The sequence below is a fragment of the Breznakia sp. PF5-3 genome (genome assembly GCF_029504745.1).
Taxonomy (GTDB): domain Bacteria; phylum Bacillota_I; class Bacilli_A; order Erysipelotrichales; family Erysipelotrichaceae; genus Breznakia.
Window position 1 is genome coordinate 75791 of record NZ_JAQFIQ010000001.1, and the last position, 12537, is coordinate 88327.

Here is a 12537-nt window from a genome sequence, read left to right on the forward strand (position 1 = left end):
ATGCCTAATATGAATCCAAAGAAAGTCTCAATGCCTGTACAAGACCCACAGGTACGTAATCATAATTTTGATGAAGTTGCACTTGGTTATACTCCTGAACAAGCAATGGAAGAAGCTGATCGGTGTCTACAATGTAAACATAAACCGTGTGTGAATGGTTGTCCGGTAAGAGTTCAGATTCCTGAATTTATCGCAAAAGTAAAAGCAGGCGATTTTGAAGAAGCTTATCAAATCATCAAAGAAACCAATGCATTACCAGCTGTTTGTGGACGCGTATGTCCACAAGAATCACAATGTGAACAAAAATGTGTTCGCGGAATAAAAGGTGAAGCAGTGGCAATTGGTAGACTTGAACGATTTGTTGCTGATTATCATATGGCACATGAAAAAGATGATATAAAAAAAGCAAAATCAAATGGACATAAAGTTGCAGTGATAGGTGCAGGCCCAGCTGGATTAACATGTGCTGGTGATTTGGCTAAAAAAGGATATGATGTTACTATTTTTGAAGCATTGCATGAAGCAGGAGGCGTTTTGGTATATGGAATACCAGAGTTTCGTTTGCCAAAGGCAATTGTGAAAAAAGAAATTGATGCACTAAAAGCTTTAGGTGTAAAAATTGAAACAGATATGGTCATTGGGAAAGTATTAGAAATTGACGAATTGTTTGACCAAGGCTATGAATCAGTATTTGTCGGAAGTGGAGCAGGACTTCCAAACTTTATGGGATTACCTGGTGAAAACCTTAATGGTGTATTTTCTGCAAATGAATTTTTAACACGTTTTAATCTTATGAAGGCTTATCAAGAAGGCGTAGATACACCAATTTTTAAAGCGAAAAAAGCGGCAATTATTGGTGGGGGAAATGTAGCGATGGATGCTGCACGATGTGCAAAGCGTATTGGTGTAGAAGAAGTATATATTGTTTATCGTAGAAGTATGAATGAACTTCCAGCTCGTGCTGAAGAAGTAGAGCATGCAGAGGAAGAAGGCATTATTTTTAAAACACTTACAAATCCTGTGAAAATCTTAGGCGATGAAAATGGATACGTGAAGGGAATGGAATGTGTGGAAATGGAACTTGGCGAACCTGATGAGAGTGGTCGAAGAAGACCAATTGTGAAAGAAGGTAGTAATTTCGTATTGGATATCGATTGTATGATAATGTCAATTGGTACATCACCAAATCCACTGATTAGACAAACAACAAAAGGATTAGATGCAAACAAATGGGGTTGTTTGGTAACGGATGAACATGGGAAAACAACCCGTGAAGGAGTTTATGCTGGTGGTGATGCAGTAACGGGGGCAGCCACGGTAATTCTAGCCATGGGTGCTGGGAAAGAAGCTGCGGAAGCAATGGATGCTTATATTCAAGGTAAAGATAAGAATTAGAAAGCTTTACTTAATGTAATAATTTTCATTAATTATGAAAATTATTACTTGCATGTTTTCATAGATTGCTTTATAATTACTTTTAATAAGCTATGAATTGGAGTAGTAATCTTGAAAAGCAGCAGAGAGAACAAGTGGTTGGTGGAAACTTGTGTGTACTAGAGATGAACTTGTCAAGGAGCTAATAGATAAGCTATTCGTAAGTCGGCGTTAACGATTAATGAAGTTGCATACAATTTTGTATGAACTAAGGTGGTACCGCGTAAATATACGTCCTTAGATATGAAAATATCTGAGGACGTTTTTAATTTATAAAGGAGAAAAGAGTAATATGGTATTTGATCACAAGAAAATTGAAAAAAAATGGCAAAACTATTGGAAGGAAAATAAGACTTTTGCATGTGATGTACATGATAAAAGTAAAGATCCTTATTATTGTTTGGATATGTTCCCATACCCAAGTGGTAATGGACTACATGTTGGACATCCAGAAGGATATACAGCAAGTGATGTGATTTGTCGAATGAAGCGAATGCAAGGATTTAATGTATTGCATCCAATGGGATGGGATGCATTTGGACTACCAGCTGAACAATACGCAATTAAAACGGGAAATTATCCTTCTGAATTTACAAAGAAAAATATTAATTATTTCCGTGAACAGATTCAATCCTTTGGGTTTTCTTATGATTGGGATCGTGAAATTTCAACAACAGATCCTGAATACTATAAATGGACACAATGGATTTTCACGAAATTATATGATATGGGATTAGCATACATTGATGAGATTCCAGTAAATTGGTGTCCTGAGTTGGGAGCTGTGCTTGCAAATGAAGAAGTCATTGATGGAAAAAGTGAAATTGGTGGCTACCCAGTAATTCGTAAGCCAATGCGTCAATGGGTATTGAGAATTACGGAATATGCAGAACGCTTATTAGAAGATTTGGATTTGGTTGATTGGCCACAATCTACTAAGGATATGCAAATTAATTGGATTGGAAAAAGTGTAGGAGCAAACGTTATTTTTAAAATCAAAAATACAGATAAAGAGTTTACAGTATTTACAACTCGTGCTGATACGTTATTTGGTGCTACTTATTGTGTTATGGCTCCAGAGCATCCATTTGTTATGGATATTGCTACAGAGGATCAAAAAGAGGCGATTCATGCCTATCAAAAGTTATGCGAAAGCAAATCTGATTTGGAAAGAACAGATTTAAATAAAGATAAGACGGGTGTGTTTACAGGTGCTTATGCAATAAATCCTGTAAATGGTAAAGAAGTTCCTATTTGGATTAGTGATTATGTGCTTTCAACTTATGGTAGTGGGGCAATTATGGCTGTTCCAGCGCATGATGAGCGAGATTATGAGTTCGCTAAAAAATTTGATTTGAATATTATTCCTGTATTGGAAGGCGGAGATATCGATAACGAAGCTTTTACAGGAGATGGATTGCATATTAATTCAGATTTCTTAAATGGTTTAGGAAAACAAGAAGCAATTGATAAAATGATTGCTTGGTTAGAAGAGCATAAGTGTGGAGAAGCAAAAACAACATATAAATTACGAGATTGGTTATTTTCTCGTCAACGTTATTGGGGAGAACCTATTCCTATCATCCATATGAGTGATGGTACAATGCGTACTGTAGATGTAGAGGACTTGCCTTTAGAGTTGCCAGCAGCAGAAGATTTCAAACCTGCAGCTTCTGGAGAGAGCCCATTAGCTAACATTAGTGATTGGGTGAATGTTGAAATTGATGGAGTAAAAGGAAAAAGGGAAACCAATACAATGCCACAATGGGCAGGATCATGTTGGTATTATATGCGCTATATTGACCCTAAAAACAATAACGAAATAGGTGAAAAAGAATTATTAGATCGTTGGTTACCAGTTGACTTATATATCGGTGGAGCAGAACATGCAGTATTGCATTTATTATATGCACGTTTCTGGCACAAGGTGTTATATGATTGTGGCGTTGTTTCTACAAAAGAACCTTTTAAGAAGTTGTTCCATCAAGGAATGATTTTAGGGGAAAATAATGAAAAGATGTCAAAATCTAGAGGAAATGTAGTAAATCCTGACGAAATCATAGCTTCACATGGAGCGGATGCATTGCGAGTTTATGAAATGTTTATGGGTCCATTAGAAGCAGCCTTACCTTGGTCTACAAATGGATTAGATGGAGCTAGAAAATGGTTAGATCGTATTTATCGTTTATTTAGTGAACATAATCAAAAATTCACAACAACAAATAATAAAAGTTTGGATAAAACATATCATGCAACAGTAAAAAAAGTTACGAATGATATTGAAACGTTAAATTTAAATACTGCGATATCACAAATGATGATTTTCATCAATGATTGTTATAAAGCAGATGAAATTTATATTGAATATGTAAAAGGTTTTGTGAAGATGTTATCTTGTTTTGCTCCTCACCTTAGTGAAGAAATCTGGACAACGTATTTAAAAGAACAAGGTTCTTTAGCTTATAAAGCATGGCCAGTGTATGAAGAGGCGATGTTAATAGATGCGGAAGTTGAAATTATTGTCCAAGTAAATGGTAAACTTCGTGCTAAGTTTATGATTGCGAATGGCAGCAGTGATGATGAAATCAAAGAAACGGCAATGAGTTTAGATGCAATCAAATCACACACTGATGGAAAAGAAGTAAGAAAAATAATTGTTATTAAAAATAAATTAGTAAATATAGTTGTATAAGACAACAGAGAAAGGAGTAATTATGAATTACCAAAAATATCAACGTGGTTATTTTATGCCACCAGAACCTAGTTTTGAATGGGTAACAAAAGAATATATAAAAGAGGCGCCAATTTGGTGTAGTGTTGACTTACGCGATGGTAATCAATCATTAATTATTCCTATGAGCTTAGAGGAAAAAGTGAAATTTTTTAAACTATTGGTGGAAATCGGGTTTAAAGAAATTGAAGTTGGATTTCCAGCTGCAAGTGAAACAGAGTATGAATTTTTGCGTACATTGATAGATCAAAATCTTATTCCTGAAGATGTTACAATACAAGTTTTAACACAAGCAAGGGAACATATTATTAAAAAGACATTTGCAGCTTTGCAAGGGTGTAAGAAAGCAGTGGTTCATGTTTATAACTCTACTTCATTAGCACAACGTGAGCAGGTGTTTAAGAAATCCAAAGAAGAGATATTAAATATTGCTGTTAAAGGGGCTACGCTATTGAAAGAGCTAGCAGCAGAAGCAGATGGAGACATACGTTTTCAATATTCACCAGAAAGTTTTACAGGAACAGAAATGGAGTATGCTCTTGATGTGTGTAATGCGGTTTTAGATATATGGAAACCAACAGCAGATAAAAAGGTTATTATTAATTTACCTGTTACAGTAGAAATGAGTATGCCTCATGTATACGCTTCACAAATTGAATATATGTGTAAGCATTTAAAATATCGTGATAATGTGGTTGTTTCTTTACATCCACACAATGATCGAGGTTGTGGTGTTGCTGATTCTGAATTAGGTTTATTAGCTGGTGCAGATCGAATTGAAGGCACATTGTTTGGTAATGGAGAGCGAACTGGAAATGTGGATATTGTGACGTTAGCCATGAATATGTATACACATGGAGTAGATCCAAAACTAGATTTTAGTGATATGAATAAAATTGTAGAAGTTTATGAGTCTGTAACACGCATGCAAGTTTATGATCGTACTCCATATGCTGGTAAGTTAGTATTTGCTGCATTTTCTGGAAGCCATCAAGATGCAATTGCGAAAGGACTCAAATATCACGAAGAAACAAATGCTGCATATTGGAGTGTACCATATTTGCCAATTGATCCAAATGATGTTGGTCGTGAATATGAAACTGATGTAATTCGAATAAATTCACAATCTGGAAAAGGTGGAATAGGGTACTTATTGGAAGAATATTATGGATTTGATTTACCACCAAGATTCCGTGAGGGATTTGGTTACTATATTAAAGATATTTCTGATAAAAAACATTCTGAATTATTGCCAAATGAAATATATGATATTTTCCAAAGAGATTTTGTGAATCTACAAAGTCCTCTTGAGCTAATTGATTATCATTTTACTCGTAATGGTGATATTACGGTAATGCTATCTATTAACTACAATGGAGTGAAAAAAGATATCACAGGTAAAGGGAACGGGCGTTTGGATGCGGTTGCTAATGCATTGCGCGATAATTTGGACCTTACATTTGATATTATTGATTATAATGAGCATTCACTTAGCGAAGGTTCTTCTTCACAAGCGTGTGCATATGTTGAAATTGTTGATTGTATAAAAGAAGAACGCTTTGGTGTTGGTATTCATGATGATATTATTGCAGCTTCCATTCAAGGATTGGTTAGTGCCTTGAATCGTGCAATTAATGAAAAAATAAAAAATAAGGGGGAAAATTAATAATGGGGATGACAATGTCACAAAAAATATTGGCTGCACATGCGGGTCTAGATAAGGTAGAAGCAGGGCAGTTGATTATGGCCAATTTAGATATGGTTTTAGGAAATGATATTACTACACCTGTGGCTATTAATGAATTTGAAAAAGCTAATTTTAAAGATGTATTTGATAAAGAAAAAATTTCTTTGGTAATGGATCATTTTACACCTAATAAAGATATCAAAGCTGCTACCCAAACAAAACAATGTCGTTGTTTTGCAAAGGCATATGATATAAAACATTATTATGATGTTGGAAATATGGGAGTAGAGCATGCTTTATTACCAGAACAAGGAATTGTAACAAGTGGGGATTTAATAATTGGTGCAGATTCACATACTTGTACATACGGAGCTTTAGGAGCTTTTTCTACAGGAGTAGGTAGTACAGATATGGCGGCTGGAATGGCCACTGGAAAAGCTTGGTTTAAAATTCCAAGTGCAATTAAATTTAATCTTCATGGAAAGTTGCGTCCTTTAGTTAGTGGAAAAGATGTTATCTTACATATTATTGGTATAATTGGTGTTGATGGTGCACTTTATAAATCAATGGAATTTGGTGGTGATGGACTAAAAAATCTATCAATGGATGATCGTCTTTGTATTGCGAATATGGCAATTGAGGCTGGGGCAAAAAATGGCATTTTTGAAGTTGATCAAACAACAATTGATTATGTGAAAGAACGTAGTGAACGTGAATTTAAAGTTTTTGAAGCAGATGCTGATGCACTATATGATGAAACTTACGATATTGATTTATCTATAATTGATTATACCGTAGCCTTTCCACATCTTCCTGAAAACGCAAAAACTACCAGTGAATGGGGCGATATAAAAATTGATCAAGTAGTAATTGGTTCATGTACAAATGGCCGTTACTCTGATATGAAAGCAGCAGCTGAATTGTTGAAAGATAAAAAAATTGCTAAGGATGTACGATGTATTGTAATCCCAGCTACACAAGAAATATATAAACAGTGTATTAAAGAAGGTTTTTTAGATATCTTTATTGATGCTGGTTGTGTTGTATCTACACCAACATGTGGGCCATGTTTAGGAGGATATATGGGTATTCTTGCAGAAGGAGAGCGTTGTGTAGCAACAACGAATCGTAATTTTGTTGGTCGCATGGGGCATCCCAAAAGTGAGGTTTATCTTGCATCTCCAGAAGTAGCAGCAGCGAGTGCTGTACTAGGGAAAATTGCAAGTCCTGAAGAGTTAAAGGAGACCAACTATGAGGTTGTCAAGTGAAAACAAGAATTCTTGAGTTCTCGTTTATTGCATGACAAAAACAACTATGGATATAGTTGAGTTCAATTATTGTGTAGTTATTCTAAGATAAAGTCTTTATCTGGATTCGAAAGGATAAAGAAAATATAGTTAACTACTTTCTTCGCACAATGACCTAAAGCGTTATAGTGTGATTTACCTTCAGAGCGTTTCTTTAGGTAATATGTATTCATTGTAGACGAATTATTTCGAATATTATTAGCAGACCAAGTAAGAGCATAACGAAGTAAGTGGTTTCCTCGCTTTGACATGCGTGTCTTGGTGGCTGTGAATTGACCGGACTGTCTAACTTTAGGGTCAAGACCAGAAAAAGCTAAAATTTTACTTGGATGATCAAATCGTGTTATATTTTCTATAGCAGATAAGATATAAGCAATCTGAATAGGACCCATACCAGGGATTAGGTTGAGTCTAGAGTTTATCACTAGCTGGTGGCTTTTGATTTCAGATTCTATCTCATCTAGCTGCAAGCTTAGAAACTCGATTTGATGAATGATATTCTTAATAACTTTAGAGAGTACATCGGAGTGATATCCAACAGAACTCTTCGCAAGATCCTTCAGTTCGCTGATATAAACTTTGGGATATGATTTGCGTTTAAAGTTAAGTGTATTATATAAAGCATCAATTCGGGTTTCTTTTATTTCTTTCGCAGTACTGTATTTACTGAGAAGGTTGTGGAACCCTTGACTCTTAATGGAAGCTTTAATTCTAGGCTTTAGTTCAGGGAAGACACGATCTAAGTATGCAGTTAGACGAACATACTCTCTAGAACGTTGTTTAACAATGTTATCCCTTTCTTTGGATAAGAATGCCAGTTCATTGATGAAGAATTCTTCTTGAAGTGGTTGATTCCTATTAATGGAAAGAAAGCTAGCAATCGTTAAGGCATCGACTTTATCATTCTTTACATCACGAATGTTTAATCCTCTAAAACGTTTCGATAGTAAAGGATTAATGAGTTCATAGGTGAAAGAATTCGAAGTCAAAAAATGAGCTAAGTTCTCGTGATAGTGTGCGGTAGATTCGAATCCGATAAACAAACTATCTTTCGAGTAATTAGATAAAAGAGAAAGCAACAGTTGAAAACCAACTGAAGTATTCTCAAAAGGAAATGGCTGTGTAACAACTTGACCAGTTTGATCAATGACACAAGCGTAGTGAATGTGTTTGGCAATATCAATGCCGACAAAATAAGTCATAAAAAGACCACCTTTCTTAGAACCTGTTCTAACCATGGTGATCTCTACCTTGTATTCTTGATCGATATTAAAGTACGCAACTTTTCCAACTATAAACAAATGAATAGAGCCATGGCAATACTCTCCTTAAAATGGACAAAAGCCATACAATGAAATTAAGAGATAGGTTCTATTTATATGATAACAAATAGAAAAAAGAAAGGAGACGTATGATACAAGAACAAGGTTCACAAGTATCATACAAGAATGTAAAATGAAAACACAAGGAAGCGTACATAAATATGGAAATAATGTAGATACAGATGTTATTATTCCAGCAAGACATTTAAATACACAAGATCACAAAGAGTTAGCAATGCATTGTATGGAAGATATTGATGCTAATTTTGTAAACAAGGTAAAACAAGGGGATATTATGGTAGCAGAAAACAACTTTGGTTGTGGTTCTAGTCGTGAACATGCTCCCATTGCTATCAAAGCAAGTGGTATTTCTTGTGTGATTGCAAAAAATTTTGCTCGGATATTTTACCGTAATGCAATCAATATAGGCTTAGCGATTATTGAATGTCCAGAAGCAGTGGATGGAATTGATGATCAAGATGAAGTTTCTATCGATTTTGATAAAGGTATTATTCAAAATATATCAAAAAACACATCCTATACATTTGCTCCATTTCCGGAATTTATTCAAAAAATAATCAATGCTAGCGGATATTTAAATGCGATTAAGGAGGGTGCTTTTAATGAATAAGAAAATTGCAGTTATTAAAGGGGATGGTATAGGCCCAGAAATCATTGAGGAAGCAATTAAGGTATTAAAAGTAATTGAAGAAAAATATAACCATTCTTTTGAATTGGAATATGTCGATGCTGGTGGAGCAGCTATTGATGCATGTGGTGAATGTTTACCACAAACAACAATTGATACTTGTTTGGCAAGTGACAGCGTTTTATTAGGTGCTGTAGGAGGGCCAAAATATGATGCACAACCGCCAGAAAATCGTCCTGAAAAAGCTCTTTTGAGGATTCGAAGTATCTTAGGACTTTATGCAAACTTACGTCCAGCAAAGTTGTTTTCACAACTTGCGGATGCTTCGCCATTGAAAAAAGGAATCGTTGATAAAGGAATTGATTTCGTGGTTGTTCGTGAATTAACAGGTGGAGTATATTTTGGTGATCATGTAAGTGAGATTGTTGATGGAGAGACAATCGCTTATGATGTAATGAAATATTCTGAATCTGAAATCAAAAGAATTGCCAAGGTTGCCTTTGATACAGCTATGTTACGTAATAAAAGAGTATGTAGTGTTGATAAAGCAAATGTTTTAGAATCATCAAAGCTATGGCGTAAAGTTGTTATAGAAGTACATAAAGAATATCCAGAAATTGAATTAACTCACATGTACGTGGATAATGCAGCAATGCAGCTTTGTAAAGATCCTTCTCAATTTGATGTAATTCTTACAGAAAATATGTTTGGTGATATTTTAAGTGATGAAGCTAGTATGATTACAGGAACAATTGGTACCATTCCTTCATCATCTTTTGGTGAAACTATGAGAGGTATGTATGAACCAATCCATGGTAGCGCGCCTGATATTGCAGGACAAGATAAAGCAAATCCAATTGGAACTATTTTATCACTTGCTATGATGTTGAAATATTCTTTTCATTTAGAAAGTGAAAGCAAAGCAATTGAAACTGCTGTTGAAAAGGTTTTATCACTTGGTTATCGAACTGGTGATATGATGGATGATAATAGTAAATTGGTGGGATGTAAACAAATGGGAACACTGATTAGTGAACAAATTAAATAAGAAAAAAGCGATGTTTGTTAAATGAACATCGCTTTTTGATAATTTCTAGCTTTCTTTTTTGAATCGAATTTTATTTGCATTTTTGGCAGGTTCTAATAAGATTTGCACTTGTTTCACTTTGTTATTGGTGACAATGAATTCGATTGGTAATAAATCATCTAATAGGGTTGTAATAAATTCATTATCATGGTAATGGTCTAACTTTAGGTTTACTCTTTTGAAATTTAATTGTAAATAATGCTCATTCATATTTACTTCCACACTTCCGTACCCAGGATTTGTATATGTTCCTATATATTCATCAAGAGGAAGGCTGGGGAATGTGTTCTTCCTTTGTTTTTGCCAAAGTTTTTTTGCAGCATTTTCTTTTTGTTGTTGCTTTTTTTGCTTTATATCTTGATAATAAGTTAACCAATCAATTTCGGGTAATTCCAATAGATAATCGTATAAACTGTAAGTCAATGCTTCTGGAGTCTTTGATAAATCTAAATTTGAAAGTACGATAATTCCAATTTGCTTTTCAGGTAAGAAACTAATCCAAGATAAAAAACCATCAATGCTGCCACTATGATGTATCATTTTCATTCCCCGATAGCTATCAATAAACCAACCTAATCCATAAGTAGACAAAGCGAATTCTTTGCGACTAGGAAGAAAATCTTTTATTACCATTTGTGGTGTGTAAAGTTCTTCTAAGTAGGCAGAATCAATGATTTTATCATTATTGTAATATCCATTATTTAATTGCATCATCAACCAATTTGCTAAATCTATCGGTGTTGAACAGATTCCACCTGAAGCTTCTAATGATGGTTTTTCTCCAATCATGAAATCATAATAAGGGATTTCTTCTATTTGATTTTCATTTGTTTGATAAGCTTTTGCTGTATTTATATTTGTAGACTTCATAGTAAAGTTTGTATTTTCCATATGTAAAGGGATTAGTATGTTTTTTTCAATAAATTGCTCCCATGGTTCGCCACTGATTGCTTCTATCAATTGTCCTGCTACTAAAAACATATAATTTGAATATTGCCATGTTTCACGAAATGAAACATTAGGCTCAAAATATTGAATGCGTTGCATTTCTTCATCTCTTGAAACAGGATTCAAATACCAAGCCATATCATGTCTTGGCAAACCACAACGATGGCATAGAAGATCGCGAACTGTTAAATTAGAGGTTGCATAATCATCAGACATTTTGAAATTTGGTAAATAGGTTTTTACTTTTTCATTCCAGTCTACTTTTCCTTGCTCCACTAAAATAGCCATTGCAGTTGCAGTAAAAGCTTTTGAACAAGATGCAATCGCATACTTTGTTGTAGGCGTTGCACGTGTTTTGTTATTAACATCCGCAAAACCAAAACTATTTTCATATAAGATTTTATCAGAATCTGTAATTACTATGGATATGCTGGGATCTAGTTGATGCTTGATTTTATTTTGAATAAATTCGTCAATTGCTTTTTTTGATTTCATAGCGAACCTCACATATTATTATTTTTTTACTAATCGATAAATTAAAATTTCTGGGGGACTGAATAGACGCATATCTACATTGGTTGTACCAATTCCATTTGAAACTTCAATGATAAGTTCATTAATTTCATACGTTCCACGTTCGTATTTTTTAGCTCCATCAATCGTACTCAATGGACCGAGAATTGGCAAAGATATCTGTCCACCATGAGAATGCCCAGCAAATGCTAAGTCAGTAGAATCATTTGGTATATCAGCATACACATCAGGAGCATGTGTGAATGCAATTGTAAAGGTTGTATTGTTTAAATTAGTATATGCTTTTTCAATATCAGGAGTTCCACCAACGATAGAATCAATTCCAACAAGATTAAACCCTTCACTAGTTCCGTTATGAATTTTGATATTTTTATTGGTTAAATCTTCATAACCTGCATTATATAAAATTTTAGAAATTAATACTTTAGTATTTTCGTTTTTTAAATCTTTTTCTCCTAAAACATAAAATTTGCCTAAAGGAGCTTCAATATCTGTTAGAATTTCAGTTACTTTACTTACGGTATCTGGATCATCCAGAAAAGCTTCTGCATTACTAAATAAATCACCACCAAATAAAATAATATCAGGAGAAGCTTCATTTATTTTTTCAACAACTGCGCGAAATCTTTTTTCATCAACAAATTCACCATATTGTATATCGCTGATATATGCTATATTAACATCATGAATTGATTTTGGGATTTTTTCTGAGGATATGCTTTTATGGTTTATTTTAATATTCTCAGGAGCAATATACATTGCATAAAAAAGAGTGCCAGCTATCACTAGGGCAATACTCAAAAAAATTACTAAAGCTTTTAAAATTTTATGCTTCATT

At 34.2% G+C, this 12537-nt stretch carries 9 protein-coding genes and 1 other annotated feature; of the genes, 6 read left to right on the forward strand and 3 right to left on the reverse strand.

Features of this window, described 5'->3' with window-relative positions; all coding sequences use genetic code 11:
- The 4 genes from gltA (at position 1) to leuC (ending at position 7120) form a co-directional block, all read left to right on the forward strand.
- Positions 1–1395 (forward strand): NADPH-dependent glutamate synthase, encoded by a 1395-nt coding sequence (gene gltA, locus M2475_RS00375; protein WP_277488773.1) that lies wholly within the window; start codon positions 1–3, stop codon positions 1393–1395.
- 83 nt (positions 1396–1478) lie between these two features.
- Positions 1479–1676, forward strand: a binding site (T-box leader).
- A gap of 50 nt (positions 1677–1726) precedes the next feature.
- Positions 1727–4126 carry a leucine--tRNA ligase gene (gene leuS, locus M2475_RS00380; RefSeq protein ID WP_277488775.1) on the forward strand — a complete coding sequence of 800 codons (2400 nt, stop codon included), beginning with the start codon at positions 1727–1729 and terminating at the stop codon, positions 4124–4126.
- Between the two features lie 19 nt (positions 4127–4145).
- Positions 4146–5831, forward strand: coding sequence for a 2-isopropylmalate synthase (locus M2475_RS00385; protein WP_277488878.1), 1686 nt, complete (start codon positions 4146–4148; stop codon positions 5829–5831).
- A gap of 2 nt (positions 5832–5833) precedes the next feature.
- Positions 5834–7120, forward strand: coding sequence for a 3-isopropylmalate dehydratase large subunit (gene leuC / locus M2475_RS00390; RefSeq protein ID WP_277488776.1), 1287 nt, complete (start codon positions 5834–5836; stop codon positions 7118–7120).
- A 77-nt stretch (positions 7121–7197) separates the two neighbouring features.
- Here leuC and M2475_RS00395 read toward each other — a convergent pair whose 3' ends face one another.
- Positions 7198–8397 (reverse strand): IS110 family transposase, encoded by a 1200-nt coding sequence (locus tag M2475_RS00395; protein WP_277488779.1) that lies wholly within the window; start codon positions 8395–8397, stop codon positions 7198–7200.
- Between the two features lie 217 nt (positions 8398–8614).
- Between M2475_RS00395 and leuD the strand changes: the two genes are divergently transcribed.
- Positions 8615–9112: a 3-isopropylmalate dehydratase small subunit gene (leuD, locus tag M2475_RS00400; protein WP_277488781.1), complete on the forward strand. Its 498-nt coding sequence runs from the start codon at positions 8615–8617 to the stop codon at positions 9110–9112.
- On the forward strand, positions 9105–10178 hold the full coding sequence (leuB, locus tag M2475_RS00405; protein ID WP_277488784.1) for a 3-isopropylmalate dehydrogenase: 1074 nt from the start codon (positions 9105–9107) through the stop codon (positions 10176–10178). The genes leuD and leuB overlap by 8 nt, the downstream gene beginning before the upstream one ends.
- A 45-nt stretch (positions 10179–10223) precedes the next feature.
- Here the strand turns inward: leuB and M2475_RS00410 are convergent, their stop codons facing one another.
- Together M2475_RS00410 and M2475_RS00415 are read right to left on the reverse strand one after the other, a co-directional pair.
- Positions 10224–11660 carry a serine hydrolase gene (locus tag M2475_RS00410; RefSeq protein WP_277488786.1) on the reverse strand — a complete coding sequence of 479 codons (1437 nt, stop codon included), beginning with the start codon at positions 11658–11660 and terminating at the stop codon, positions 10224–10226.
- Between the two features lie 18 nt (positions 11661–11678).
- The gene (locus M2475_RS00415) at positions 11679–12536 is read right to left on the reverse strand and encodes a metallophosphoesterase (protein WP_277488789.1); all 858 of its coding nucleotides are present in this window, start codon (positions 12534–12536) and stop codon (positions 11679–11681) included.
- Position 12537: the final 1 nt, after the last annotated feature.

Coding starts and splice junctions, on each gene's coding strand:
- leuB (WP_277488784.1), top strand. CDS start 9,105: ATGAATAAGAAAATTGCAGTTATTAAAGGGGATGGTATAGGCCCAGAA.
- M2475_RS00415 (WP_277488789.1), bottom strand. CDS start 12,536: ATGAAGCATAAAATTTTAAAAGCTTTAGTAATTTTTTTGAGTATTGCC.
- leuS (WP_277488775.1), top strand. CDS start 1,727: ATGGTATTTGATCACAAGAAAATTGAAAAAAAATGGCAAAACTATTGG.
- gltA (WP_277488773.1), top strand. CDS start 1: ATGCCTAATATGAATCCAAAGAAAGTCTCAATGCCTGTACAAGACCCA.
- leuC (WP_277488776.1), top strand. CDS start 5,834: ATGGGGATGACAATGTCACAAAAAATATTGGCTGCACATGCGGGTCTA.
- leuD (WP_277488781.1), top strand. CDS start 8,615: ATGAAAACACAAGGAAGCGTACATAAATATGGAAATAATGTAGATACA.
- M2475_RS00395 (WP_277488779.1), bottom strand. CDS start 8,397: ATGGTTAGAACAGGTTCTAAGAAAGGTGGTCTTTTTATGACTTATTTT.
- M2475_RS00410 (WP_277488786.1), bottom strand. CDS start 11,660: ATGAAATCAAAAAAAGCAATTGACGAATTTATTCAAAATAAAATCAAG.